The sequence below is a fragment of the Natronorubrum texcoconense genome, assembly GCF_900100335.1.
Classification (GTDB): Archaea; Halobacteriota; Halobacteria; order Halobacteriales; family Natrialbaceae; genus Natronorubrum; species Natronorubrum texcoconense.
The window spans coordinates 167,926-194,092 of sequence record NZ_FNFE01000003.1 but is presented as its reverse complement, the minus strand read 5'-3'; the positions used below and the strand labels follow the sequence as shown (position 1 = coordinate 194,092).

At 63.5% G+C, this 26,167-nt stretch carries 28 protein-coding genes; 15 read left to right on the top strand and 13 right to left on the bottom strand.

Annotation, left to right across the window (positions count from 1 at the left end):
- Positions 1 to 36: 36 nt before the first annotated feature.
- The 6 genes from BLT08_RS11460 to BLT08_RS11440 form a co-directional block, all read right to left on the bottom strand.
- Positions 37 to 408 (bottom strand): hypothetical protein, encoded by a 372-nt coding sequence (locus BLT08_RS11460; protein WP_090306784.1) that lies wholly within the window; start codon positions 406 to 408, stop codon positions 37 to 39.
- Positions 409 to 486: 78 nt separating this feature from the next.
- A complete protein-coding gene (locus BLT08_RS11455; protein ID WP_090306781.1) occupies positions 487 to 1,782 on the bottom strand; it encodes an MgtC/SapB family protein in 1,296 nt (431 codons plus the stop codon).
- A 144-nt stretch (positions 1,783 to 1,926) separates the two neighbouring features.
- A complete protein-coding gene (locus BLT08_RS11450) occupies positions 1,927 to 2,145 on the bottom strand; it encodes a hypothetical protein (protein ID WP_245724199.1) in 219 nt (72 codons plus the stop codon).
- Positions 2,146 to 2,202: 57 nt separating this feature from the next.
- Entirely contained in the window at positions 2,203 to 2,478 is a 276-nt protein-coding gene (locus BLT08_RS11445) for a PadR family transcriptional regulator (RefSeq protein WP_076578009.1), read from the bottom strand.
- A 454-nt stretch (positions 2,479 to 2,932) separates the two neighbouring features.
- Positions 2,933 to 3,079 (bottom strand): hypothetical protein, encoded by a 147-nt coding sequence (locus tag BLT08_RS22995; protein ID WP_175529289.1) that lies wholly within the window; start codon positions 3,077 to 3,079, stop codon positions 2,933 to 2,935.
- Between the two features lie 480 nt (positions 3,080 to 3,559).
- Positions 3,560 to 4,339 (bottom strand): hypothetical protein, encoded by a 780-nt coding sequence (locus BLT08_RS11440; RefSeq protein ID WP_090306775.1) that lies wholly within the window; start codon positions 4,337 to 4,339, stop codon positions 3,560 to 3,562.
- Between the two features lie 287 nt (positions 4,340 to 4,626).
- Between BLT08_RS11440 and BLT08_RS11435 the strand changes: the two genes are divergently transcribed.
- From BLT08_RS11435 to BLT08_RS11425, 3 genes are all read left to right on the top strand, one after another.
- Positions 4,627 to 5,637: a lysylphosphatidylglycerol synthase transmembrane domain-containing protein gene (locus BLT08_RS11435; protein WP_090306770.1), complete on the top strand. Its 1,011-nt coding sequence runs from the start codon at positions 4,627 to 4,629 to the stop codon at positions 5,635 to 5,637.
- A 110-nt stretch (positions 5,638 to 5,747) separates the two neighbouring features.
- The gene (locus BLT08_RS11430) at positions 5,748 to 6,467 is read left to right on the top strand and encodes a DUF7117 family protein (protein ID WP_090306765.1); all 720 of its coding nucleotides are present in this window, start codon (positions 5,748 to 5,750) and stop codon (positions 6,465 to 6,467) included.
- A gap of 9 nt (positions 6,468 to 6,476) precedes the next feature.
- Positions 6,477 to 7,004, top strand: a complete 528-nt coding sequence (locus BLT08_RS11425) for a hypothetical protein (protein WP_090306762.1) — start codon at positions 6,477 to 6,479, stop codon at positions 7,002 to 7,004.
- Between the two features lie 109 nt (positions 7,005 to 7,113).
- Here the strand turns inward: BLT08_RS11425 and BLT08_RS11420 are convergent, their stop codons facing one another.
- Positions 7,114 to 8,007 carry a bifunctional methylenetetrahydrofolate dehydrogenase/methenyltetrahydrofolate cyclohydrolase gene (locus BLT08_RS11420; protein WP_090306758.1) on the bottom strand — a complete coding sequence of 298 codons (894 nt, stop codon included), beginning with the start codon at positions 8,005 to 8,007 and terminating at the stop codon, positions 7,114 to 7,116.
- Between the two features lie 99 nt (positions 8,008 to 8,106).
- Positions 8,107 to 8,919, bottom strand: a complete 813-nt coding sequence (locus BLT08_RS11415) for an alpha/beta fold hydrolase (RefSeq protein WP_090306754.1) — start codon at positions 8,917 to 8,919, stop codon at positions 8,107 to 8,109.
- A 147-nt stretch (positions 8,920 to 9,066) separates the two neighbouring features.
- Here BLT08_RS11415 and BLT08_RS11410 point away from each other — a divergent pair, with 147 nt between their 5' ends.
- Positions 9,067 to 10,515 (top strand): APC family permease, encoded by a 1,449-nt coding sequence (locus BLT08_RS11410; protein WP_090306750.1) that lies wholly within the window; start codon positions 9,067 to 9,069, stop codon positions 10,513 to 10,515.
- A 206-nt stretch (positions 10,516 to 10,721) separates the two neighbouring features.
- Entirely contained in the window at positions 10,722 to 11,423 is a 702-nt protein-coding gene (locus tag BLT08_RS11405; protein ID WP_090307692.1) for a class I SAM-dependent methyltransferase, read from the top strand.
- A 124-nt stretch (positions 11,424 to 11,547) separates the two neighbouring features.
- On the opposite strand, the gene glyA is transcribed toward BLT08_RS11405, so the two are convergent.
- Complete coding sequence (gene glyA, locus BLT08_RS11400) at positions 11,548 to 12,795, bottom strand: serine hydroxymethyltransferase (protein WP_090306746.1); 1,248 nt, start codon at positions 12,793 to 12,795, stop codon at positions 11,548 to 11,550.
- A gap of 214 nt (positions 12,796 to 13,009) precedes the next feature.
- On the opposite strand from glyA, the gene BLT08_RS11395 reads away from it, so the two are divergent.
- Positions 13,010 to 15,127: a hypothetical protein gene (locus tag BLT08_RS11395; RefSeq protein ID WP_175529287.1), complete on the top strand. Its 2,118-nt coding sequence runs from the start codon at positions 13,010 to 13,012 to the stop codon at positions 15,125 to 15,127.
- On the opposite strand, the gene BLT08_RS23605 is transcribed toward BLT08_RS11395, so the two are convergent.
- Positions 15,128 to 15,250, bottom strand: a complete 123-nt coding sequence (locus BLT08_RS23605) for a hypothetical protein (protein WP_281245265.1) — start codon at positions 15,248 to 15,250, stop codon at positions 15,128 to 15,130. It lies immediately after the preceding gene.
- Between the two features lie 685 nt (positions 15,251 to 15,935).
- Here BLT08_RS23605 and tbsP point away from each other — a divergent pair.
- The 6 genes from tbsP to BLT08_RS11365 all read left to right on the top strand — a co-directional run bounded on the left by tbsP (position 15,936) and on the right by BLT08_RS11365 (position 20,510).
- Positions 15,936 to 16,754: a transcriptional regulator TbsP gene (tbsP, locus tag BLT08_RS11390; RefSeq protein ID WP_090306737.1), complete on the top strand. Its 819-nt coding sequence runs from the start codon at positions 15,936 to 15,938 to the stop codon at positions 16,752 to 16,754.
- A gap of 307 nt (positions 16,755 to 17,061) precedes the next feature.
- A complete protein-coding gene (locus BLT08_RS11385) occupies positions 17,062 to 17,766 on the top strand; it encodes an RNase P subunit p30 family protein (RefSeq protein WP_090306733.1) in 705 nt (234 codons plus the stop codon).
- Positions 17,750 to 18,421, top strand: a complete 672-nt coding sequence (locus BLT08_RS11380; protein ID WP_090306730.1) for a class I SAM-dependent methyltransferase — start codon at positions 17,750 to 17,752, stop codon at positions 18,419 to 18,421. The genes BLT08_RS11385 and BLT08_RS11380 overlap by 17 nt, the downstream gene beginning before the upstream one ends.
- Positions 18,418 to 18,903, top strand: coding sequence for an Rpp14/Pop5 family protein (locus BLT08_RS11375; protein ID WP_090306726.1), 486 nt, complete (start codon positions 18,418 to 18,420; stop codon positions 18,901 to 18,903). The genes BLT08_RS11380 and BLT08_RS11375 overlap by 4 nt, the downstream gene beginning before the upstream one ends.
- Before the next feature lie 4 nt (positions 18,904 to 18,907).
- Positions 18,908 to 19,666, top strand: a complete 759-nt coding sequence (gene psmA, locus BLT08_RS11370; RefSeq protein ID WP_090306723.1) for an archaeal proteasome endopeptidase complex subunit alpha — start codon at positions 18,908 to 18,910, stop codon at positions 19,664 to 19,666.
- Between the two features lie 118 nt (positions 19,667 to 19,784).
- Positions 19,785 to 20,510: a ribosome assembly factor SBDS gene (locus BLT08_RS11365; RefSeq protein WP_090306720.1), complete on the top strand. Its 726-nt coding sequence runs from the start codon at positions 19,785 to 19,787 to the stop codon at positions 20,508 to 20,510.
- A 24-nt stretch (positions 20,511 to 20,534) separates the two neighbouring features.
- Here the strand turns inward: BLT08_RS11365 and BLT08_RS11360 are convergent, their stop codons facing one another.
- The gene (locus BLT08_RS11360) at positions 20,535 to 20,846 is read right to left on the bottom strand and encodes an FUN14 domain-containing protein (protein ID WP_090306717.1); all 312 of its coding nucleotides are present in this window, start codon (positions 20,844 to 20,846) and stop codon (positions 20,535 to 20,537) included.
- 392 nt (positions 20,847 to 21,238) lie between these two features.
- On the opposite strand from BLT08_RS11360, the gene hflX reads away from it, so the two are divergent.
- On the top strand, positions 21,239 to 22,540 hold the full coding sequence (gene hflX / locus BLT08_RS11355) for a GTPase HflX (protein ID WP_090306712.1): 1,302 nt from the start codon (positions 21,239 to 21,241) through the stop codon (positions 22,538 to 22,540).
- A 37-nt stretch (positions 22,541 to 22,577) separates the two neighbouring features.
- Here the strand turns inward: hflX and BLT08_RS11350 are convergent, their stop codons facing one another.
- Positions 22,578 to 23,006, bottom strand: a complete 429-nt coding sequence (locus BLT08_RS11350) for a hypothetical protein (protein ID WP_090306709.1) — start codon at positions 23,004 to 23,006, stop codon at positions 22,578 to 22,580.
- A gap of 311 nt (positions 23,007 to 23,317) precedes the next feature.
- Between BLT08_RS11350 and BLT08_RS11345 the strand changes: the two genes are divergently transcribed.
- Both BLT08_RS11345 and BLT08_RS11340 read left to right on the top strand, forming a co-directional pair.
- On the top strand, positions 23,318 to 24,478 hold the full coding sequence (locus tag BLT08_RS11345) for a thiolase family protein (protein WP_090306705.1): 1,161 nt from the start codon (positions 23,318 to 23,320) through the stop codon (positions 24,476 to 24,478).
- Positions 24,475 to 24,834 carry a nucleic acid-binding protein gene (locus tag BLT08_RS11340; protein WP_090306701.1) on the top strand — a complete coding sequence of 120 codons (360 nt, stop codon included), beginning with the start codon at positions 24,475 to 24,477 and terminating at the stop codon, positions 24,832 to 24,834. The genes BLT08_RS11345 and BLT08_RS11340 overlap by 4 nt, the downstream gene beginning before the upstream one ends.
- A gap of 304 nt (positions 24,835 to 25,138) precedes the next feature.
- Here the strand turns inward: BLT08_RS11340 and BLT08_RS11335 are convergent, their stop codons facing one another.
- On the bottom strand, positions 25,139 to 26,002 hold the full coding sequence (locus tag BLT08_RS11335) for a DUF7547 family protein (protein WP_090306698.1): 864 nt from the start codon (positions 26,000 to 26,002) through the stop codon (positions 25,139 to 25,141).
- Positions 26,003 to 26,167 lie beyond the last annotated feature (165 nt).

Here is a 26,167-nt window from a genome sequence, read left to right as displayed (position 1 = left end):
CCGGCCGGTACCGGCGTTTCGTCGGGACGGGTCGTACTATGCCGCACCCGGCCCCTGTTCGTACTCACCGTCGAACTCGTCCGTCTCTTCGATCGACGACTCGACGTCCGACTGGACGGTACCGATGTCGACGTTCGAGCGCAGTTGTTCCCGATCGATCGCCTCGTCGATGGTTCCGACGTTCGTGACGGCTTGCAGCCCGTTCTGGTCGATCGCTGCCTCGAGCGATTCGGCGTCGATAGCCGCCCCGATCGAGCCCTCGTCCGCCTCCGTCGCCGCCTGCAGGGCGCGCCGAACGACGACGTAGCCGATCAGGACGGCCCCGCCGGAGGCGACCGCTCCCGGGACGCCGTAGCGTTTGTAGCCGAACGACACCGCCTTTTTGCCGACCGAGAGTGCTCCGAGCATCGTACCACGCGTTCACACGGGAACGAAAAGAGGCCGGGGCTTTCGTACGACGACCGGGAGTAAAGCGGGACTCGAGCCCTAGATGACGACGATAACCGACGCCAGCGCGCCACCGAGCAGGAGCAGTCCGCTGTAGGCTGCGACCTGTTTTCGAAAGTCGTGGTTCGACGACGTCGACGCGAGGAGCGTCTTGACCAGGATGCTCGAGACCGTCGCGAGCAAGATTGCGATCGTCGCCTCCGCCGCGCCCAGTTGCCCGCCGCGGTAGAGGACGACGGCCGAGGTGGTCGCGCCCGCGCTCGAGACGAAGCCGCTCGCGATGGCGGTTGCGTAGAAGCCGAGCGTTCCGAACCAGGTCTCGGCGAGCGACCCGAAGACGAGCACGACGAGGAAGACCGCCCCGAACGCGAGCGCGTTCTTCATCGAGAACGGACTCTCGAGTTCGATCGGTCCGGACTCGCCCCAGTCGGCGGTCGTGGCCGCGATGGCGAACGCGATCACGATGACCGCCCCGAGCGGGATGATCGCCTCGAGAAGGACATCGGTGCCGCTGCCCACGGTAAAGCCGACCGCGATGGCGAGGTTGCGCGCGGCCATCGCCGCGTTCGCGAGGAGGATCGCGGCGACGGCGTACGACGCCGCTTCGGGGCGCTGACGGACGTGATCGAGCATCGTCCCGACGACGGCCGTCGAGGAGGCCAGCCCGCCGAAGAAGCCGGTCACCGCGATCCCCCGGCCGCCGTAGGTCGAGACGATCGCGTAGTTGACGATCCCGATTCCGGCGACGGCGACGACCATCAGCCAGATCACCTGTGGCTCGAGCGGGATGACGATTCCGGCGACCTCGGGGTTCCACTCGGCGGGCAACAGCGGATAGACGACGAACGCCAGAATGGCGAACTCGGTCGTCGAGCGCATCTCCTCGCGGGAGAGTCCCCAGGCGAACTCATGGAGTTCGCGCTTGAGGACGAGCAGCAGCGACGAGAGCACGGCGACAGTGACGCCCTCGAGGATGAAGCCGGCGGCGACCAGCGCGCCGATTCCGTAGGCGACGAGCATCGACACCGAGGTCGTCAGCGAAAGTCCGGTTTCGCCGTCGTCGTCCAACAACCCCTGGACGGCCAGCAACACGCCCTGAACGATAACGAGGAGTCCGCCGAGTACGAGCAGTCCTTCGCCGATATCGGTCTCGGACGCCAGCAGGGTGAAGACGGCCCCGAGGAGACTGATCAGCGAGAACGTCCGGATGCCGGCCGATTTCTGGGACCACTCGCGCTCGAGGCCGAGAAACATCCCGAGCGCTCCGGCGAGGGCGAGCCGGACGACGGTCTCGTCCAGCGGCGCGTCCGCGAGCTGCAACGTAACCTCGTTCACTCCCGAACGTTCACCACGAGCACACATAAGCGACCTGCCGGAGTCGTCGGTGTGGACGACTCTCGCTGAAAATCGACGGCAGCGATAGTGACGGTCGGTCGTCGTCGCACTGCGCCAGCGATCACGTGCAGGATCGCGCGGGCGCTACGCAGACTCCTCGCGCAGTCGTCGCCCGTCCCGCGGACAGTACTCGAACGACGAGTCCGTGGTTCGGAACGAACCCGCCGGACACCGTTTCGCCGCCCGCTGGCGGCTTCGTTCGTCCGTTCCGTTCGACCGGCCCCACCCGAAGACGAACGGAACGAACGGGAGGAACAGAAAGAACAGAATTGTCTCGAAGTACACCCAGGCAGCGACGCTCACTACCAGTCCGCACAGCAGTCCGACGATCGCGGTGATCGTTCGTGACCGAACCACGGCCTAGAGTTCGACGTACTGTCCTTCCCAGTCGCGGCGGGCCTCGAGTTCGCGTCGGCCGCGACGCGTGAGCGTGTAGAAGTTGGTCCGGCGATCGCGCCGCCCCTTCTCGACGAGCCCCTTGTCGACGAGCGTATCGAGGTTCGGATAGAGCCGGCCGTGGTGGATCTCCTTCTCGTAGTACTGCTCGAGTTCCTCTTTGATTGCCAGTCCGTGGGGTTCCTCCTCGCCAGCGATAACGTACAGCAGGTCACGCTGGAATCCTGTCAGGTCGTACATTGGGAAAGTACCAATTGCACTTACTGTCGAATTTTAATAAGGCTATCGGGTTGTTTCGATCGAAACCGGGATATTACCGTCGAGAATCGATTTCTGGAGCAAAACCGAATGATAACGTCCATGATGAGTTTTCGGGTGGAGTTAGGTAACGTGCGGTTCATGTTTACAGTCCAGGCAAATAAGTTCGGTATTATTATAATAGTGGGACGCGAAGGCCGCCGCTCGAACTCTCTGGATTCGCCATCGAACGTAGCTGGCGCTGTTCGGTTCGTAGTCGTCGAAACAGGAAAGCAAATCGCGTGGCGGAAAAATGCCACGCGATCGCTTGCCGCCCTGAATTGGTCCCCGCTGACGCTTCGGCCCTCCAAGCGAAGCGTCAGGTGAACGATTTTGCCGAGTATACTTAAAGGTAACGACACCGACCGGACTGATGATACGTCCGTTCTCCGGACAGTCAGATGTGTTCTTCCTCGAGGACCCAGCCGATCGCGCGTTTGTAGTAGGTGAACATCTCTTTGACGCCGTCGTGGCGCATCTCCTCGCTCTCGAGGTGCTCGGTGAGGAACTCGTACTGCTCGCGGATCTCTTCTTCGTCTCGCATGGGTGGTCGGTACGCGTGCGGAACGGAAAAAAGGTCGCCGTGATCGGGCTTGCTGGGCCGGAATCCACCGGCAGTCGTTCGACGACGGTTCGACAGCTGTCTCCGGTGACGAGCATCGTTCGTTCGAGAGGGGGAGTAACAGCGGGTGTCGAAGGGCCAACACCGGATTAGGATCGTTCCTCGAGACTGTTTCCGTCGATTTCAGCGTGAAGCCGCCGGTTTCGAACCGACAACAGTTGTACGAACAGTTCACGGGAACTGTTCCACGGAGGCTGGCCCACGACTGACGCCCCCGACCGAACGTCGTGAGGCTCACTCACGGTCTGACCTAGCAGTCCGTTCCGAGGAGCGACGCCGACAGCAGCCGCTGGTCGGTCTATCGTGCGAAAAAACGGTGGGAGACGGCAGCCGATCAGTCGATCGGCCGCCCGAATTCGTGTGGTTCCGCGACGGATGCTCGAGAGTCGACGGCTCTACCGATCAGAGTCCGTCGTCTTCGTCGTCGTCCTCGTCATCGTCGTCATCGTCGTCCATCAGATCGTCGTCTTCCTCGTCAGCTTCGTCTTCGCCGAGCGTCAGCGTCAGTTCTTCGTCGTCGCCGTCGATCTCGACGTCGTCTTCGGCTTCCTCGCCGTCGTGTTCGGCGGTGACCGTGTACTCGCCGTCCTCGAGGTCCTCGAACTCGACTTCCCCGTTTTCGTCGGTCTCCTCTTCGAGCGGGAAGTCGTGTTCCTCGTCATCGTCCATCAAGTCATCGTCTTCTTCGTCGTCTTCGTCGTCGTCGAGGCCGTTCTCGTCTTCGTCTTCATCGTCGTCGAGGCCGTTCTCGTCATCCTCGTCGTCGTCCTGGATGGATGCGTCGGTTTCGGCTTCTTCGTCGTCGTTCTCGTCGTCCTCGTCGTCGTCCATCAGGTCGTCGTCTTCCTCGTCGTCCTCGTCGTCTTCGTCGTCCAGGAGGTCGTCGTCGGCCTCGTCGAGTTCGACGGTCGCACCTTCAGCGGGCTCGCCGTCCTGATCTTCGACGGTGACTGTCAGCGTGTAGGTCTCGTCGTCGTCTTCTTCTTCGTCTTCCTCATCCTCCATCGGATCCTCTTCTTCGTCTTCCGGCTCTTCTTCCTCAGGATCCTCTTCGTCCATCTCCGGATCTTCTTCTTCCTCTTCGTCACCGGGGCCCTCATCGGCACAGCCAGCGAGGACGAGTGCACTTGCGGTACCTGCTGCGGCAACGAACTTACGTCGGTTCAGTTCTGAATCGGACATATCTCTGGATAGGACCTTTCCGTTGGTTTCAGTGCGGCCTGCAACTGCCGCCCGTTAATGACGTGTTGAACGTAACCACAGAACGTGTGACCGTCATCGGCTGAGAATCGTTCGGCGGGTAACTCCGGCTGGACCGGTGAAATCGTCGGTCTGAAACAACGTTCGCGAGCCGTCCGTTCGTGGGCTACCGTCGAAGCCGTCTGTCGATTGGTTGTCGGCCGTGGACAGAGAGTACGCACGCCGACGGATTCATAACATAGTTGTAGGGTCAGTGCAATGTTCGGGTCGTGAAGCGTCGGATCGCCCTCGGCTTCGTGTTCGCCGTCGCCCTCCTCGCCCTCCTCGTTCGCGCCGTCGGTAGTCAGGACATCGTCGCGGAGCTGTCGAAGGCTAACCTTCGGTTGTTAGGTCTGGGAGTTCTCTCCGGACTGCTCGCACTGACCTTTCGCGGCCTGGTCTGGGACCGATTCGTCTCGCTGGTGGACGACACGATGCCACGCAGTCGGATCGCCGGGATCTTTCTGACGGCGATGTTCGTCAAGTACGCGACGCCGTACGGCCAGCTCGCGACGGAGCCGTTCGTGGCCTATCTGGTCTCGCGCGACGGTGAGATGGCCTACGAAGACGGACTCGCGAGCATCATCTCCGCCGATCTACTGAACTACATCCCCTACTACACGTTCGGCTTTCTGGCCCTCGGGATGATCGCCGCCGGTGGCGCAATCGGTACCGGAATGAGCACTCAGCTCGCCGCGTTCGGTGTTCTGTTCGTCGTCGTCGCCTCGCTCGTATTCGTCGGCGTCCGTCGACCGATCGTCGTCTACAGACTCGTTCTCGGAATCGCCGGAGTCGGTCGCCGTATCGTCGGTCGATTTACCGATCGGTTCGATCAACAGCTCTCCGCCGGTGCCGTTCGGTCGCGACTGGACGGGTTCTATACGACGGTCGAGACGATAACGGCGGACAAACGGACCCTCGTAATCGCGTCCGTCTACGCCCATCTCGGCATGGCCTTCCTGATGCTCCCGGTGTACATCGGCGCGATCGCGCTGGGCTATCACCTCACCCTTCCAGTCGTCGCTATCGTCGTCGCGCTCGGGAAACTCGGATCGGTCGTCCCCTCTCCCGGCGGAACCGGCGGTGTCGAAGCGGTCGTGACGGCCGGACTCACCACGCTCGGCTCGCTCGAGCCAGCCGCCGCCCTGACGGTCGCGCTCATCTATCGGCTCAGTACGTACTGGCTCACGATCGGGATCGGCGGCATCTCCGCGGCCGGATTGTTCGTCAGGAAGCCGTAGATCCCTCGAGAGCGGTGCTCGGCTCGGGCCGTCGGGCACACACCAGCGCGCTGTAAGTCCGGGCGCTCGACTCCGGTGTGGTTTTTGGTGTCCTGTCCGTACGGTCACGCATGAAAATACGGGGCGAGCGAGAGTGTACGGAGTGTGAGACTCGCTGGTCGTACTACGAGACGGGCAGCGTCGGCTGTCCGGCCTGTGGGAGCCTCCGCAGCGTCGGCGTCGACGACCGAACCGAACACACCGACATGCCGGTGGCGTTCGACCTTACGGCGGTCCGCAACGCCATCGACGAGGTCTCGAACGACGACCTCGCGGGTCGCGCCCGTGACGCGTGTCGCGAGTACATCCGCCGCCGCGGATTCGTCAACGCCGGCGACCTCCGGGACCTCGACGACAGCTACCTGGCTGCCGGCGAACTGCTCCACGTCGCCGATATCGTCGCCCGAGATATGCGTCTCGAGGAACGCGAGGAGCTCTACTTTCTCTCCCTGCTTCGCGACGCCGACGCTGGTGAACGCCCGCCCGCAGCGGAGGTCCCACACTCTCTCCGCGCGGCCCGCGGGCTCGCGTACGCGAACGCCGTCCGCGAGTACCGGCGCGACGTCCGGACCTGGGTCGAGGACCGCGAGCTGACAACGGCCGAGCGCACCGCCCTCGAGACCCTCGGCGAACACGTCACCCGAATTCGGATGCTCGAGGGCGACGTCGACCCGCGGACGGCCGACCGTCTAGTCGAGGCGACTCGCGACCTCGCGAACGGGTTGCGCGGCGACGAGGTGGCGTTCTCGCAGGCACAGGACCGACTGGAGGCGCTCGAGTTCGACGACTGAACGACGACGATGGTACGCACACGCGACGACGAAGGCGGAGAATCCACCGCGAGAAGGGTGACGTTCGAGGAGCGCCAGACGCTTCCCTCGTGGTTCGGACCGGCGGTCGTCGTCCTCTCGGTGCCGACGCTCGCGGTCACTGTCGTCGTCGTGTTCGAAGCGGAGGGGGCCACCCGTGAATCGCTCGCACTTGGCGTCCTGCTCGCACTCGTCGTCCTCGGCCCGTTACCGCTGCTTTTCCGGTCCGCGCTGCGGACCGAGGTCCGCGCCGACGGCGTCTTCTTCCGGTTCAGTCCGTTTCACCTGTCCGATCGTCACGTCCCGTTCGAGGAAATCGAGGACGTCCGTCGGAGCGAGCGCCGCGCGTACAACTTCGGACTCAAGCGCACGCGGTGGGGCTGGGAGTACCGGCCGAACTCGACGGAAGGCGTCGAGATCTATCGCGCGGCGGGGCCGGCGATCTTTCTGGGCACGGAGCGGCCACACGAACTCCGGGAGGCGATCGAAGCCGGAATGCGGCGAACTGGAAGCGAGTAAGAGAAGCGAGCCGAATAGTCCGCGTCTCATACGGTTTACTGTAAGTCATTTCCGGCACAACCGCGAACCGTCCTGCGGTTGCACCGGTAAATCGTTACAGCAATCCGTATCAGGGTAACTCGACGTCGACGTCCGCCTGCTGGCTCGCGGCCTCGACCGTGTTATAAAGTAACATTGCGCGCGTCATGGGACCGACGCCGCCGGGAACGGGCGTGATCGCGCTGGCCTGTTCTTTCGCGCTCTCGAACTCGACGTCGCCGACGAGTTCGTACCCCTTCTCGGTGTCGGCATCGACGCGATTGACGCCGACGTCGATCACGACGCTCCCCTCGCCGATCATCGAGCCATCGACCAGTTCGGGAACCCCGGCGGCGGCGACGACGATGTCCGCGTTGCGGGTCTTCTCGGCGAGGTTCTCGGTTCGGGAGTGACAGATCGTCACCGTCGCGTTGCCGTCGTCGGCCTTCTGGATCAACAGGTTCGCCAGCGGCTTGCCGACGATATCCGAGCGACCGACGATCGTCACGTCTTTCCCCTCGGTCTCGACGTCGGCGCTCTCGAGCAACTTCTGGACGCCGTGGGGCGTACAGGGTCGGAACCGTGCGTCGCCGGCGACGACGCGGCCGACGTTCTCTGGGTGGAAGCCGTCGACGTCCTTCGCGGGATCGACGCGACGGATAACCTCGCGGTAGTCGACGTGATCCGGAACGGGCGCCTGGACGATGTAGCCGTGGACCTCCGGATCGTCGTTGAGATCGGCGATCGTTTCGTACAGCTCCTCGGGCGGTGCGTCCCCGTCGACATCGACGTGAATACTCTCGATGCCGACCTCCTCGCAGTCGCGCTGTTTCATGTTCACGTAGGTCTGACTGGCCGGATCGTCGCCCATCAGGACGGTGGCCAGTCCCGGTCGCGCGCCCGCGTCGGCGAGCGTCTCGATTGCGTCCGTCAGATCGTCACGAATCTGGCTCGCGACCGCGTTGCCGTCGATGATCTCCGTCATTGTTCGAGTGGGCGGCCGCGAGGCTAATCAACCCTCGGGTTCGTGCTCAGAATCCGCATTTATACATACCAAATATGCACGTGCGTGTATACTCTCGCGTCAGAACCGTTCCTCGAGGAACGATCGAATCGCCTCGTTGACCGGCTCCGGCCGCTCGAGGTTCGACGTGTGACCGGCCGCCGGAATTCGTTCCATCCGGGCGTCCGGGAGCTCCTCGAGCATCGGTTCCGCTCGCGAGGGGTCGATCGAGGGATCCTCCTCGCCGTGAACGATGAGGACTGGGACGTCGATCGCAGAGAGCCGGTCGGTGACGTCGGGCCGCTCGAGCCAGGAGTGGAGTTCGTTGTAGACCGCCGCGCCGGGATAGGTCGCCCAGCGATTGACCCACCCTTCGACGAGTGCTGGGTTCTCCTCACGGGTCGTCTCGCCGAAGAGGTAGCCGGTGACCCCCTCCGCCAGCGACCGCGGGGTGGAATCGGTCGAGCCCTCGAGTGGGTCGACGAGTTGGCCGTACGTCTCCTGTTCTTCGGCCTCGTGCGGTGTCGCCATCGAGTCGATCAGGATCAGCCCGTCGACTCGTTCGGGGTAGGCGAGCGCGAACCGTAGCGCCATGAACCCGCCCATGGACATCCCACCGATGACGGCGCTCTCTTCCCCGATTCCGTCGAGCAGTGCGTCACAGTCTTCGACCAGGTCGCCGAGGTCGTACCCCGGTGCGTATCGGTCCGTCCGCGCGCGCAAATCGTACGCGATTGCCCGGTAGTCGGGAGCGAGCGCCTCGAGTTGCGGCCGGAACATCGTTCGATCCATCAGCGTTCCGTGAGCGAAGACGACCGGCCGTCCGTCGCCGCGTTCGGTCGTGACGGCGTCGGTTCTGGTTCGATACATCGCCGTCGCTTCTGTGTCCACCATGAGACACGGTGTCGCGGAACGCCCACAAAAAGGTACGCGAACCGGAGAGTCGATGATCTCGATCGCCGACTCAAGCCGCCCGAACGTGTTTCCCTAGAAATAAGTATTTTAAAGAACCCTTGGGTGTCATACTCTGACGGACTATCGATGTCGGGAGACGAATTCAAGCTGATTAACGAGAAGGTTGGACCGATTGCTGCGGTTGCACTGCTCATCGGGACGGCGGTGGGGATGAGCATTTTCATCGTGCCGACGCAAATGGCAGTCGTTGCCGGCCCGAGTATCATCGTCGCGATTTTGTTATCCATCATCCCGATGGTGTTAGGCATCCTGTTGCTGTTACAACTCGGGGGTGCTATTCCGGTCGCCGGCGGGGCGTACGTCTACGCCTCGCGACTCGTCGGACCGTACTGGGGGTTCTTGGGGGTTGCGGTGCCGATCATGTCCGTCTGGGCGTACCTCCTGTTCGCCGCGCTCGGCTTTGCCGAGTACGTCCCCGTCTTTGCCGACTTGCCCACGCTGCTCTCGGTCTACCTCCTTCTCGGGGCCTTTCTCGTGTTCAACTACGTCGGCGTGCGGTTGGCGGCGAACATCCAGATCGTGCTGGTCTGTCTGTTGATGGCCGCGATGCTCACGTTCATCGCCGGCGGACTCACCTCGTTCGACGCGTCGAACTTCGATCCGCTGTTCCCGTCGGGCGAGGGTGAACCATTCGCCGACGGCTACGCACCGTTCTTCCTCGCCGCCGTGACCCTGTACATCCCGTTCCAGGGCTTTGCAATGATCATCGAGATCGGCGAGGAACTCGAGAATCCGGCGAAGAATATCCCGCGCGTGCTGGCGGCAGGAATGACGCTCGTCGCAATCCTGACGATCGGTATCATCGTGGCGCTGATCGGTGCGGTGCCGTGGCAGGAGATCGTGGGCGACGACGGCGAAGCCGTCGAAGGCGGTCTCGCAGCCGTCGCGGAAGGGATCATGCCCGGCTGGGCGATCGCGTTCGTCGCGTTCGGCGCACTCGTCGCCGCCGCGACGACGACGAACACGCTGTACACGTCTTACTCGCGAACGATCATGCGCGCGGCGCGAGACGACGTTATTCCCAACTTCTTCGCGGGGATCGACGACCGATTCGGCACGCCGAATCGCGCGCTGTTGTTGCTCGCGCTGCCGCCGCTGCTGGTCGCGCCACTGACCGGTTCCCTCGGTGGGATACTCGCGGTCGACGTGCTCGACTGGCTCGTGACGATCACCGTCACCGGCATCTTCATCAGCTTCATGATCAGCGGCGTCGCGCTGTGGAACCTCCCGAAGATCTTCCCGGATCGGTACGAGTACTCGTTCTACAAGCTCCCGATGCCGCTGCTGAAGGTCGTCGCCGTGGGGAACGTCATCGTCTCGGCGATCTTCATGGTGTTCGTCGCACTCGGTGCACCGAGTGCACTCGGGGTTCAGTTCGGCTGGATCGCGCTGGTCTCGCTGCTGTACGTCTACCGCGTTCGCACGTACGACAAGGACGGCGAGGACCTTCGGGACAAGATGGCGCTGTTGCACAAACACGAGTCGATCGGCAGCGACACTGACAGCGACGACTAACCCGAACCTCCTCGCCCCGCCAACTCACCCACGGTTGACGGTTGGCAGCCGTTTCTCCAATCGATCGTAGCGGCTTCGAATTTCTGAGTCGCTAGTGTCGAACCTGTCCGTGACGAGCGTCTCGAGCCCAGGTGCTGTTCAAATCGGTGTGGATCGGTACCGAAATTCATTGTGGAGTTATGAGATCTGAGCGTGTGTCACACACTGTGACGCCGACTGATCCGTTCGGACGTGCGATTCGCGACCACCACCTCGGCAACCGAGAGGCACCGCTTTTCGACCGTGACGGCGGCGCGAGACGTGAACACGCGATCGAGGACTGGTACTTCGGCGAACACGACGACGCCGCGTGGCGGGATCGATGGCTGAACGGGCCGTTGCTCGATCTGGGTGCCGGCGCGGGGAGAGACGCGCTCTACTACCAGGATCGGTTCGAGACCGTCGCGATCGACGTCAGCGACCACCTCGTCGAGACGATGCGGGATCGCGGCGTGAACGACGCCCGTCAGGCGGACATGTTTTCGCTCCCCGACCACTTCGACCGCGATCGGTTCCGTTCGGTTCACTCGATCGGGACGCAGGTCGGACTGGCAGGATCGATGCACGGGGTTCGTGCATTTCTCGAGGATCTCGCATACGTGACGACGCCGGATGCGACGGCGGTCCTCGACAACTACATTCCGAGGGACGACGCTGCGAACGAGGTCTTCGGCTACCGAGACGACCCGGCACCCGGGCTCGCCCATCGAGTGTACCACTGCGAGTACGAGGGCGACGTCGGGCGAACGCTGCTCTTTCGCGTGTTCAGCGTCGACCGACTCCGGGAAGCGACGATCGGGACGCCGTGGGACGTCGCCGCGACCAGGTACGGCGATACCCAGTGGCGAGCGATACTCGAGAAGCGGTGATGCCGGGCCGCCGCCACGCCTCACTCTCGTCGCGGTAGAGACGGACCGGGTCTCGCGAGCGGTCGTTCACAGACCGCAAAACAAAAGTCAATCTCCCGCGGCCGAAGGGTGCTACCGTCGGTTCCTATCCGTACAGCGGGTTCGCGTCACACAGCGACTGGACTTCCTCGCGAACCTCGTCGATGACCGACTCGTCTTCCGGCGCGTCGATCACACGGGCGATCAGGTCGCCGACCTTGCGACAGTCGTCCTCGTCGAAGCCGCGGGTCGTCAGCGCGGGCGTCCCGGCGCGGATGCCCGAGGGGTCAAAGGCCGAGCGCGTCTCGCCGGGAACCGTGTTCCCGTTGAGGACGATGCCGGCGTCCTCGAGGGCCTCCTCGGCGTCGCCGCCGCTCGTCTCGGGGTGGCTCTCGCGGAGGTCGACGAGCACGAGGTGGTTGTCCGTCCCGTCCGAAACCAGCGAGAAGCCGTTGTCGACGAGGCTCTCGCCGAGCGCCTTCGCGTTCGCGATCGTCTGCTCGGCGTACTCGAGGAAGTCGGGCTCGAGGGCCTCCTTGAAGCCGACGGCCTTGCCGGCGACGTTGTGCATGAGGGGGCCGCCCTGTCCGCCGGGGAACACCGCCGAGTCGATGTCGTCGGCGTACTCCTCGCCGCACATGACGATGCCGCCGCGGCCGGCGCGGATGGTTTTGTGTGTCGAACCGGTGACGAAGTCGGCGGTACCGACCGGCGAGTCGTGGACGCCGGCGGCGACGAGCCCCGTGATGTGGGCGATGTCGGCGAGGTGGAGCGCGCCGACGCTGTCGGCGGCCTCCTGGATGCGTTCCCACTCGACTTCGCGCGGGTACGCGGAGTAGCCCGAGACGATGATGTCGGGTTCGAACGCCTCGGCCTGTTCGGCCAGCCCCTCGTAGTCGAGGTAGCCGGTGTCCGGGTCGACCTCGTACTGTTCGACCTCGTAGAACTGGCCGACGAAGTTCGCCGGGTGACCGTGGCTCAGGTGGCCGCCGTGGGTCAGGTCCAGCGAGAGGATCTTGTCGCCCGGCTCGAGCATCGCGAAGTAGACGGCCTGGTTCGCCTGCGTGCCGGAGTGGGGCTGGACGTTGATGTGCTCGGCTCCGAACAGGTCCTGGGCGCGATCGATCGCGAGCTGTTCGATCTCGTCGGCGTACTCGCAGCCGCCGTAGTACCGGGAGCCAGGATAGCCTTCGGCGTACTTGTTCGTCAACGCGCTCCCCTGCGCGTCGATGACGGCCTCGCTGACGTGGTTCTCGCTGGCGATCATCTGCAGCGAGTTCCGCTGGCGATCTACCTCTCCCTCGAGTGCATCGGCGACGGCGGGATCGACGTCCCGAACGTGCTCGTGGTCCATGTTCGTTGTGCGGTCTGGCGTCCGCATAAGTGTACCCGTCTTCGGCAAGTGGAGCCACTACTCGCGCGTCTCGAACGGGTCGAGAGAGCGCTCGAGAACCCCCGCGTAACTTCCAAACGGACTGACGTTCTCGATCGAGTGACGACCGATCTATCCCCTGTTCGTTTCCCCACCCGATACAACTAACTTACCGGAGGAACATTCAGCGTACCGAATGATAGAGTGGGCGATGGACGACGGGACGCTCCGCGTCACGGACGCCGACAACACCGAGTTGTCGGTCCAGGGTGGCGAACTCGTCGTCGATGGTCCCGGCCCGGATATCCAGCGCCCGGTCGACGAGACTGCGGTCGTGACGACGAACGAGCTCCGTTTCCCCCACGCCGTCGCCTACGTGTTCTCGCTCGGTTCGGACGAGCAACACGAACTCGACCCCGACGGCTCGCCGCTCTCGCTCCCGCCCGGCGAGTACGTCGTCGACATCGATACGGAGATCAAGACCTATCTTCGATTTTCCGGCGCGGCGACGATCGAAAAGACCGACGGCTTCGAGGAGACCGTCGTCACGTTTCCGGATCGGATCCGCGTTATCATCGGCTTCCGGAGCCACCACGAACTCCCCGCGGGAACGATCACCGTCCCGGATACGCCCGACGGACTCGCGGCGGGGATCTCCCACCTCGCCGCCTCGCACAAGACGGACGGGCCGGACCGAACCTACCCAACCCTCCGTGGCCATCCGTCGCTCCTCGAACGTGGCGACACGCTCGAGATCCCCGACGGCATTCGCGACGACTTCTCCGAGTCGGGGATCGAACTGGTCGTGCCCCCGGAGTACGAATCGCTGTTCGTGACCGCCCCGCTCGCCTACTACCTTCAGGCGACCGTCCGAACCAGCGATCACCGCGGGACTACTCCCGTTCGGCCGACGCTCCGCGTTCCCGAGTTCGCGATCGAAACGCGCCTCTCGCCGATGCCCGGGCTCGAACGCGACGTCGAGCGACTGCTCCGGAAGGTGTTCTTCCTCGACTGTCTCGTGCGCAACGCCGGTCCGTACGGAACCGATCTGGCGGAGCTAAGCGTCCTCGAGGTGCTCGGACTCGACGCCGACGAACTGTACGAGGCGAGCCCACAGGAGCGACTCGCGACCTACCTGGACGTCCCCTACGCGGCGATCGAGCACCGACTCCCCGACTGGCACCTCTCGACGTACGTCTCGCCGACGTACGAGAGCATCGAGTCGCTTCCCTTCCTGCTCGATCGCCTGAGCATGATCTACACCCCCCGAACCTCCGAACTCGAGGGGCGAGAGCTGGTCGAACGGTCGCTGGAGGACTTCTACCGCGGCGGCAGTCGAGACGCCGAACCCGATACCGCCCCACTCGACAGGGCGAGCGCCGGCAAAGTCGCGTCGGTAGATATCGTCAAACCCGAACTCCGAAACGGTCGGGTCCACGGCTGGCTTGCGGACGGCGTTCCCATCGACGTCTTCAAAACGACGCTGAACGCCTACCACAACCGACTCGACTTCATCGAGCGCTCGAGCGATTCGACCTCGATCTGCGTCGTCCTGAACGATCCGGAGATGGCCGGCGAGCACGACGACGTCGCCAGAATCTACCGCCAGCGCTCCACGGAGTTGACGATGGACGTCACCGTCGAGGAGTCGCTGACGACGGCCGACCTCGCCCACGTCTTCGAGGACGACCACGATTTCGTCCACTACATCGGTCACTGCGAGACCGACGGCCTCCGCTGTCCGGACGGCTACCTCTCGACCGACAGCCTGAGTCGGTGCAACGCCCAGACGTTCTTCCTCAACGCGTGTGGCTCCTACTACGAGGGGATGGGACTGATCGAGAAGGGGAGCGTCGCCGGCGCGGTCACGTTCACGAAGGTGTTGAACGATCACGCGATCAAGGTCGGATCGACGTTCGCCAAACTGCTCGTCCACGGATTCAGTATCGAGCGCGCGATGGGACTCGCACGCCGGCGTATCATGATGGGGAAAGACTACGCAGTTGTCGGCGACGGGACACACTCGCTCGGGCAGGGCGAACACCAGTTACCGATCACCATCACGCTCGAGGAACTCGACTCCGAGGCCGTCCAGTATCTGGCCACGTTCGACTGTTACTCGACGCGAGTGACGGGGTCGTACTACTTCCCCCACACCGAGGACAACGAGTACGCGTATCTCTGCGGCGGGACGTCGAACTTCACGCTCTCCGAGTCCGGCGTCCACTCCTTACTCCGTGAAACCGATGCGTCGGTCATCTACGACGGCGACCTCTACTGGTCGAAAGAACTCGCAGACCGGTTCGATCGCTGATCACGGTCCGCTGTAGGTCGTGACCCGCTTCGCCCGCAACCGCTCCGACCGCATCGTCGCCTCCGACGACTGATCAACGGCGTCGACCGTCACATCTCGAGAACAGGTGTACGTGTCACGCATGCGACCGCCTTTGGCCGACGCGCCCATATACGTAGTGGATCGGTAACAGGCGCGCTCGTGCTCAATTTATCGCCGTATCCGAGAACGTTTCCGCGAGTCGCGGCCCTGCCGCGTGTGTACGGGGAACCGGAGTCTCCGTCCGTGGGTGGCAAACGCGTCGATAGTTCCGCAGTTATCGCTCGAATCCTATCCGACGGCGACTTACTGCGCCCGACCCATAACTCGTCACCACTGTTAATCGATTTGTGGTATCTGCTGATTTTTTAACTTGTCCAGTATAGTTAAATAGAGCGTCGTGCACTATGGTACCGTATGGAACCGATGCTCATACTCGAGGTTAGTACGGCACTGTACGAGACGGTTACAGTCACGGCATCACTGGGCGGAGATTTCAACGTTCTCAACCGGGTCAGCACGTACAGCGGACCCTAACACGGATCGCACACTGACCGCTTTCCGGGATCCGCATCGAACCGAGCGTGAACTGCACAGTCGACCGAGGGGGCGCCTATCGCACGACTCCGCCGCAATCGTGTTCCGCAATCGTCATTGTATCTTGAAAGCGTACTGAAAATTCGATGGAAGAATCGACAAATCCTACCGCAAACATCGGCAGAGTTCAAGTTGTAGCGGTGAATCGGCCAACAAAATTAAGTGCTTTGCTAACGCTTACTTCTGTATAGACATGACCTCGAATTTACTCAACCACCAGATTGACGATATCCTCGACTCCATCCTCGAGGACGCGTCAGGCGACGTGTACATGGTCAACCCGTCCGCAGATGCGATCGAAGAGTTCGTTTCAGTCGCGACCGCGTTCGACGGTGATCTGCCGACGGTACACATGCTCGCCGACGAACGGACGCTGAAAGACGTCATGGACGACTTCATCGTCGCCTCGAACGCTGCTGACCTCATCAGCCAGGACGCACTCGCCCTGCGCACGCTCGAGGAAGCCCCCGAAAACTCGCTGCTCGTCACCGACGAGCGCGTCATTGCCGTCGTCCACGCCGGCGATCGCGTCGGCGGGCTCGTCACCGACGACGACAGCTTCGTCGAGGACACGTTCGACACCTACGCGGGTCGCTGGGCGGACGCCTCCCAGTTCAACCTCCGAACGCCGCCGATCACGGCCGTTCGCGAGACGCTCGCCGACGAGATTAGCCCCGACGCCGAGGAGGACTTCACGGCGATCCTCAACTCGCTCGAGACCGCCCGCGGCGACGGCGACGGGCTCGACGAAGTGACGATTTCGCTGCTCGTCGCGGCCAAGAACGAAGCGCTGCTGTACGACATCAGCAAGTGGGGCGAGGACGTCGGCATCGCCTCCAAGGCGACCTTTAGCCGAACGAAGACCAAACTCGAGGATATGGGCCTCATCGACACCGAGAAGGTCCCGATCGACGTCGGCCGACCGCGACTCCGCCTCAAGATCGGCGACGACCGACTCAACGAGGCCGACAACGGCCAGCTCGCAACGGTCGCACAGTCGATTCTCAACTAGGACAAACGAAATTTTACTCTGCGTTTGTTTCGCGCTGACGGCAGCGTAGCTGCCGCACAGCGCGCTGGCACTCGGTAAAATTTCGATCAAAAGCACTCCTCTTTCCGTTCGTTCGTCCTTTCAGTCCTCACTCACATCAGTCGTCGGCCCGCTCGCTCACTACGTTCGCTCGCGGTGAGCGTCGGGTGAGGGCCTGCCCTCCCCCGGGTCGCACGCTCGCCGGGTTCCGGCGAGCGTGCTCCCGGCCACGAATTTCTGTTCGGTAGATGGCGCAAACCCCAAGTCGCCGCCGCGAGACGACTCGAGTATGTACGAGGCCGTCCACGCCCATCCCGACGGAGAGAGCACGGTCGCCAGACTCGCTAAGACGGCGGCCGACTACGGCTTCGAGGGCGTGGTCGTCCGCAACCACCACGGCTCGCGGGCCGAGTACGACGCCGCGGAAATCCGCGAGGAGTACGACATCGACGTCGTGGAGGGCGTCGAGATCCGGGCCGACAGCCCGCAGGAGGCCGGCGGCTCCGTCGGCAACTATCGCACCGACCAGACCATCGTCGCGCTTCACGGCGGGACGAACGACATGAATCGGTTCGCGGTCGAAAACGACAAAGTCGACGTGCTCGCCCATCCGATGGCCGATCACGGCGACATCAACCACGTCCTCGTGAAAGCCGCCGTCGAGAACGGCGTTCGCCTCGAGTTCTCCCTCTCGGGGGTCCTCCGAAAGAGCGGCGGCCGTCGGGTCAGGGAGATCCAGTCGCTGCGTAAACTCGAAGAGATCGTCGACTACTACGACGCACCCTACGTCGTGAGCGCGGACCCCGCCTCGCACCTCGAGTTGCGGGCGCCCCGCGAACTGATCGCGGTGGGGGAGCAACTGGGGTTCTCGAGCGAGTTTATCGCGGACGGGCTCGCGGAGTGGGGCCGATTGGCTGAGCGCAATCGGGAAATCCAGTCCGAGTCGTTCATTGAGCCGGGGGTCGAACGAGGGAGATATGAAAAAGAGCCTTGAGGATCACGCCGCCAGATTCGACGAACAAGCGGGCGAGTACGACGAGTCGAACTCCGACGAGTACCGCGCCTGCGCGAACCTCGTGATCGAACACGCCGGGCCCGAGGCAGACGATATTGTTCTCGACCTCGGGACCGGGACGGGAGCCATCGCGCTCGCGCTCGCACCCGACGCGGACCGCGTCGTCGGCCGGGACATCAGCGAGGGCATGATGGCCGAAGCCGAAGCGAAGGCCGAGGAAGACGGGCTCGAGAATTTCGAGTTTGCCACCGGCAGCTTCCGCGAGCCCGAGTACGACGGTGACGTCGATGTCGTCACCTCGAACTTCGCGCTCCACCACCTCTCGGATGCGGAAAAACGCGAGGCGATCGAGGTTATCGCGGCCCTCGAGCCGCGGAAATTCGTCCTCGGGGACGTGATGTTCTTCGGCGAACCCGATCCCGAGGTGCCGTTCTACTCGCCCGAGGTCGACGACCCGGCGACCGTCGGCACCCTCGCCGACGCCTTCACCGACGCGGGCTTCTCGCTGACCGCCGTCGAGCGCGTCCACGATCAGGTCGGCGTCCTGGTCGCCGAGCGGACGCCAACCGAGGCCGGCGGTGTCCCCAGTGACGACGCGGATGACGCGGACGACGAGATCGCCACGGACGAATGAAACACCTCCCGAAACATCTCCAACCCCGCTGGCGATATCTCGCCGTCGAAATCGAGAGCTGGCCCGACGTCGCAATCGACCGCCGCGCGTTTCAGCGCGAGTGCTGGTACGCGGCCCAGAACCTGCTGGGCGATCCCGGCAGCGCCCGCGCCGATATGACGGTCGTCAGGTTCGAGTTCGACGACGGAGTCGGCGAGGCGATCGTTCGGGTTCGACGGGGGGAGACCGAACCGGCTCGCGCGGCCGTCGCCTGTATCGACGGTATCGACGGCGCTGCGGTCGGAATTCGGGTCCGCGGTATCAGTGGCACGATCCGTGCCGCTGAAGAAAACTATTTAGGTAAACGCCGGCAAGATTCGGAAGAGAGAAACGTCGTGTTCGGGAACGAGGAGCGAGTCGCCGTCCTGCGGGAATGCGATGCAGACGTGCGACTCGATGAGACGTTTACGGGCGCGACAGACCTCGATTACGATTTAGTGTGAGACTATGCAGGGACAACAACAACAGCAGGCATACGACCGAGGTATCACGATCTTCTCGCCGGACGGCCGACTCTACCAAGTCGAGTACGCCCGCGAGGCGGTCAAACGAGGAACAGCGAGTATCGGCGTCCGAACGAAGGACGGCGTCGTCCTCGCCGTCGACAAGCGAGTCCCCTCCCCGCTGCTCGAGGACTCGAGCGTCGAGAAGATTCACAAGGCCGACAACCACGTCGGCATCGCGAGCGCCGGCCACGTGGCCGACGCCCGCCAGCTGATCGACTTCGCCCGCCGCCAGACGCAGGTCAACCAGCTGCGCTACGGCGAGCCGATCGGCGTCGAGACGCTGACCAAGGAGGTCACCGACCACATCCAGCAGTACACGCAGGTCGGCGGCGCCCGCCCGTTCGGCGTCGCGCTGATCGTCGGCGGCATCGACAACGGCGAACCGCGCCTGTTCGAGACCGACCCGTCGGGGACCCCATACGAGTGGAAGGCCCTGGCGGTCGGCTCCGACCGCGGCGAACTGCAGGAGTATCTCGAGGAGAACTACGACGAGGAAGCCGACCTCGACGGCGGCATCGCGCTCGCCCTCGACGCGCTCGCGTCGGTCAACGAGGGCTCGCTGCTGCCCAACGAAGTCGGTCTCGCGACGATCGACGTCGAGAGCGAATCCTTCGAGCAGTTCGACCACGACAAGATCGAGTCCCACCTCGAGGAGAACGACCTCCTCGACGACGGTGAGGACGACGAACCCGAAGAGTAAGTAATCGAGACGGCGGCACTCCTCGCGGTTTCGTACCGATCGACCCGCTCGACGCCGGACGGTCGCGGCGGATGCCGTCAGGAAAAGCTCTTTTAGGCGGCCGGGGGTACTCCCTGGTATGATATCGCTCGACGAGGCGGTGACGGCGCGACTCGAGTCACACGGGGCGCGCTTCGAAGTGCTCGTAGACCCGGATGCGGCGCTCGCGATCAAACGCGACGAGTTCGACGGCGACTTGGAAGAGGTGATCGCCGCCGAAGACGTCTTCGAGGACGCCTCGCGCGGCGACCGGCCCGCCGAGGAGGATCTCGAGAAGGTCTTTGAGACGACGGATCCGCTCGAGATCATCCCGGAAGTGATCAAGCAAGGGGAGATTCAGATCACGGCCGACCAGCGCCGCGAGATGCAAGAACAGAAGCGAAGACAGCTGATCGACACCATCACGCGGAACGCGGTCAACCCGCAGATGGACAACGCGCCCCACCCGCCCGAGCGCATCGAGAACGCGCTCGAGGAGGCCGGCTTCACCGTCGATCCGATGGAACCGGTTCAACAGCAGGTCGACGACGCACTGGACGCGCTGCGGCCGGTGATCCCGATTCGATTCGAGGAGGTGACGATCGCAGCCCAGATTCCCGCCGAGTACGCCGGCAGCGCGCAGGCGCAGGTCCGCCAGTTCGGCGACTTAGAGCGCGAGGAGTGGCAGCCCGACGGCTCCTGGATCGGCGTCATCACGTTCCCCGCGGGGCTACAGAACGAGTTCTACAACGTCGTCAACGAACACTCGAGCGGAAAGGCGGAGACGGAGATCATCAAGGACAAGGACGATCTGAAGACGCGATAGAACGGTAGCGGTCCCGGTCTCTTCCTAGCCGCGGTGGTAGCCGATCAGGAAGCCGGTGGTGAAGCCCGCGCCGACCGAGACCATCGAGAGCACCGACTCGAGCCGGTGAGTCTCGTTCTGTGCGTGCTCTTGGGTCTCGAGCAGTCCGGCGGTGAGCCGGCTCCAGTCGACGGTCACGATCTCCTGTGATTCGAGGTATCGAAACGCCATCAGTTGGACACCGATGACGAGCGCGAGGAGCGTCGCGACCTGCTTCGTAGCGAATCCCAGCACCGCCCCGATGACCGCTCCACCCCCGAACTCGAGACCGAGCGTCGTCGGATCGACGTCTAACATCACGGCTTCGTATTCGAGTCTGCTACAATGACTGTTGTGGTTGAGAGACAGTCTTACCGTATGATGGGTCGGCCGGAGGCCGAGGAAGGCTAACAGTTCGACCGCCGAACCGACTCGAGTGCGAGCGGTCGGCCGTCGAAGCACGAGCGAACCGCAAGACGGCATCGTGCACGGGATTCAAGACGATCGGACGCGTACGGGTAGCTATGAGTATCGTCCAGCCAATGGAGGTGTTCGACCGGCATTCGTAGCGTGGTCGGGCACCTGCCGCGTCGCCTGCAACCCCGACGCGAGCGGTGTACGCGAGCGACGGCTCGCCGGGTCGACGAGTGCAGCCTCTCGCGAGGAGCCGAGCACCGACGCCCGAACTCCCCCCACCTTTTCCCATCCGCATGAACGCTATCATCGCCAAACGCGTCGACTCCGGAACGCCCGACACGAGTGAAATCCGCGACCTCGCCGCGGCGGCGGGGTACACCGTCGTCGGAGAGGTTACCCAATCGCGGCGGGCCGACGCCGCCCTCCAACTCGGCGAGGGAAAAGCCGAGGAGTTGGCCGAGGTCGCCGTCGCCACGGAAGCGACGACCGTCATCTTCGACAACCGGCTCGGCCCCTACCAGACGTACAACCTCGGACAGCTGCTGCCCGACGGCGTCGAAGTGATCGATCGATTCACCCTGATCCTCGAGATCTTCGGCCAGCGCGCCCAGACGCGCAAGGCGCAGCTACAGGTCGAACTGGCCGAACTCCGCTACGAACTGCCCCGCGCCGAGGCCAAGACGAGCCTCGCCAAACGCGACGAACACCCCGGCTTCATGGGGCTTGGCGAGTACGACGAGAGCCGCGAACGGGACATCAAAGCCCAGATCAGTCGGATCAAGGACGAACTCGAGCAGATCGAGCGGACCGAGGAGCAACGCCGGGAACGTCGCCGGGACTCCGGGTTCGATCTGGTCGCGCTCGCGGGCTACACGAACGCCGGCAAGTCGACGTTGTTGCGGCAGCTGGCCGACGACCTCACCGTCGAGGAGAACGAGGACCTCCACCCCGACCTCGACGCGACGGCCGAGTCCCAAGACAAGCTGTTCACGACGCTCGGAACGACGACCCGTCGGGCGTCCATCGAACCGCGGGACGTGCTGGTGACCGACACGGTCGGGTTCATCAGCGACCTGCCCCACTGGCTCGTCGAGTCGTTCAAGTCGACGCTCGACTCCGTCTACCGGGCCGATCTCGTCTTGCTCGTCGTCGACGTCAGCGAGCCGATCGACGAAATCCACGAGAAGCTCGTCACCTGTCACGACACCCTCTACGAGCGCAACGAGGCGCCGATCGTCACGGTGTTGAACAAGATCGACACGGTCGACGACGAGGAGCTCGCGGAGAAACGTGAAGCTCTCTCGTCGCTCGCGCCGAACCCGGTCACCGTCAGCGGCATGGAAGGGACGAACGTCGAGGAGCTGCTCGAGCGAATCGACCACGAACTGCCGGAGTGGGAGGAAGAGCGGCTCCTCCTGCCGATGACCGACGAGACGATGAGCGTGGTCTCCTGGATCCACGACAACGCGAACGTCGACGACGTCACCTACGGCGACGAAGACGTCGTCGTCTCCTTCGAGGCCCGTCCTGCGGTCATCGAGCAGGCTCGTTCGCGCGCGACGGAGTTGCGGACGACCGCCGCCGAATCGGCCTAATTGGGTTCGGTGGAGAGTTTACTTCGAGCATCGGTCCTCAATCAGGCGCACGGCCGTACCGATCACGGTTGGACTGGCGTTCTAATTCGGTTTCGATGAACTCTCGAGCGGACTCTCGCTCGGATTCGGTTTCGAAGGTGTAGAAGCCGCCGAGAATCTGTTGTTCCCAGAACTGGAGGTCGATCCCGACGTATTCGCCGTCAGCATCGGCAGGTGAGACGGTCTGCCAATTGTCGTCCTCTTGATCGACAAAACGACCACGAAGCTCGAACGTAGCGGGCCCCTCCTCCCACGTCGACTCGAGCAGATGGGTACTAGGGTTTTGGTCGCCAGTACGTTCCCGGTCAGACCCGTACGCAGGAACGTCGTAATACGTCTCGTTGAACACCTGCTCGTCGTTCCGAACGAGTTCGACTTCGAAACTCCGTTCCGCGTTCCACGAATTTATCAGCCGGATGAATACCAATTGTACTTCATTGTCGGAGCGGTTGTGACGCCACACGGCATAGCCGCCACCAGTAACTGAAAGCCCACCGAGAACGGCGAGAGTAGTTCGTCTGGATAGAGATCTGGATCCTGTCAATACTGTACCACCATGGGCGATGAAATGTAACTCTTCCTATTATTCTTGTACACATATGACTACTCTTTAATTTCGCTCGATGTAAAATAGGTACTAATAGCAGGTCAATAGAGTATTTTTTCTTGGACAGAATCCGCCTGTCCAAAGATTCTACTACCCAAATATTTTAACACGGTCCCGGAGTCTGGACAACTATGGAACGTGTTGCAATCATCGGCGCCTCGATGACCCAGTTCGGGCAGCGCGAGGGAGAGTGGGTGATGGATCTCCTCGCGGAGGCCGGGATCGACTGCCTCGAGGATTCGGGCGTCGACGCGGCGGACGTCGAGCACCTGTACGTCTCGAACATGGCCAGCGGGGAGTTCGAAGGACAGACCGGCGTGCCGAACGCCTTGGCCCACGACCTCGACGCGATGCCGGCGTACACCCAGCGCGTCGATCAGACGAGTTCGTCCGGCGGGGCCGGCATCTTCGCCGCCTGGCAGTCGGTCGCCAGCGGCGCGAGCGACATGACGCTGCTCGTCGGCGGCGAGAAGATGACCCACAAGACCACCGGCGAAGCAACGGACGTCATCGCGTCGCTGACCCATCCCGTCGAGTACAAGACCGGCGTCACGCTCCCGTCCTTCGCGGGACTGACGGCGCGTCACTACCTCGAACGCTTCGACGCGCCCCGGGACAGTCTCGCGAAGGTCGCCGTCAAGAACCACAAGAACGGCGTGGACAACCCCCACGCGCAGTTCCGAAAGGAGATCGACGAGGAGACGGCACTCGAGTCGCCGATCGTCGCCGACCCGCTGCGACTGTACGACTTCTGTCCGATCACGGACGGCTCGGCGGCGCTCATGCTCTGTCCCGAGGACGTGGCTCAGGAGTACACCGACAACTACGTCGTCATCTCGGGCATCGACGGCGCGACGGACACCCACGTCGTCCACGAGCGCGAGGATCCGACCGTCATGGGCGGCGTCGTTGAGAGCGGGAAGGGGGCCTACGAGATGAGCGGCTACGGCCCTGACGACATCGATGTCGCGGAGCTTCACGACATGTTCACCATCCTCGAGTTCCTGCAGATGGAGGGGCTCGGCTTCGCCGAGCAGGGCGAGGCGTGGAAGTTAGTCGAGGAGGGGTACACCGAGCGCGATACCGGCGAACTTCCGATCAACACCTCGGGCGGACTCAAGTCGAAGGGACATCCACTCGGCGCGAGCGGGGTCGCACAGGGGGTCGAGATCTACGAACAACTGGTCGGCGAGGCGGGGCCGCGACAGGTCGACGCGGACGTCGGGCTCTGCTGTAACGTCGGCGGCTTTGGAAACTGCGTTATCACGACCATCATGGAGGCAGCACAATGACGATGGAAGCCACGCGATACGAGGACGGTTCGATCAGCTACCCCGGCCACCCGCGCGGTCCCGGCGGCTCGGAGCCGGTGGAGACGATCGATCTCAGCGAGTACAGCGCCGAAGTGATCACCTGGACGACGAGCATGGCGACGCCGCCGGGCGTCCGCGAGCCGAACACGCTCGTGATCGTCGAGTTCGACGTCGAGGGCGAGTCGGTCCGCGCCATCGGACAGGCCACGACGGACGAGATCGAAACCGGCGACGAGGTCGAACCGGTGTACGTCGACGAACTGCGCGAGCCCGGAGCCGGCATCCGCGAGCCGGAGAGCCAGGACTGGGACGGGTATCGGTTCGAACCGGTCTGATCCCTGTGTTCTGTTGCGAACACCCGTGAGCAACAGACACAGCTGTGAAGCCGGTTCGAATCAGGGAGGAGCTTCGCTCCGACCGTGGTTCGAACCGGTCTGATCCCTGTGTTCTATCGCAAACACCCGTGAGCAACAGACACAGCTGTGAAGCCGGTTCGAATCAGGGAGGAGCTTCGCTCCGACCGTGGTTCGAACTGGTCTGATCCCTGCGTTCTGTCGCGAACACCCCTGAACGACAGACGCAGACTGAAGTCGGATAGAATCAGGGAAGAGCTTCGCTCCCACCGTGGTTCGAACCGGTCTACGAATCGGAATCGCCGTCGGTTTCGTCGCCGTTCGCATCGGAATCGTCACCAGCACTAGTTTCCTCGGCATCGTCCCCGCGAGAATCGGATCGAGCAGCGTCGTCCGTACTGCTCTCGTCGCTCTCGACGGACTCGTCACCACCATCGTCACCGTCGGATTCGCCGACAGCGTCTCCGTCCTCCTCGGCGCGATCCGCACCGCTCGAGTCCGGTTCCTCGGCGCCGTACTGATCTTTCAGCGTTTCGAGTTCGGCGTCGACGTCGACGCGCGAACCCGGATCGTCGCGTGACGTCTCGCCGCGACCGTCGCTGTCCTCGTCGTCGATATCGCCGTCGTCGATGTCGATCCGAATCGCGTCCGTCGAGGAGTCGGTTCGCTCGAGGTCGTCGTCCACGTCCCGAAGTCGGCTGTCGACGTCGTCGCGCAACGCGCGGGCCTGCGTGAGCAACTCGTCGAGCCCGTCGTCCGACGTGTCGCCCTCTGTGGTCGTCGCTCGCTGGAGTTGAGCCAGCACGGTATCGAGCTGTGAGAGCGTCGTCCGCCGCAGCGCGTTCGCCCGTTCGCCGGCGGTGTCCGCGGCCTCCGTGGTTCGATCGCGAACCTCCCGTTCGGTACGGGTGAGTTCGAGCGCTCGCTGGAACCCCTCGAGCGCCCGCACGCTGGTCTCGAGGACGGCGATTGCGGCGGGGATGGCAATCTCGTCGGCAAAGCGGAGGAGCTCCCGGGGCGTCGGGGGCCGCGGAGCCGGCGGCCGAAGTCGGGGACGGCTCTGTGTGGACTCGAGTTCCGCCCGGAGGTCGTCGATCGTGCGGGTGAGCTCGCGGACGGCGTCTGCGAGTTCGTCGTCGTGATCGGCCATAGCTGGCCTACGGACGCCGGGTGCAAAAATCCGGTCGGTTGATTTCTCGGTCGGACCCCGGCTCTCGGATCGATCGCAGAGCGTTCTACCGACCGACTCCTGTTTCGGTCGGCCGAATGCCGGAAGTGGTATCGTGATCTCGAAGAGATACCTGACGCTCGAGTG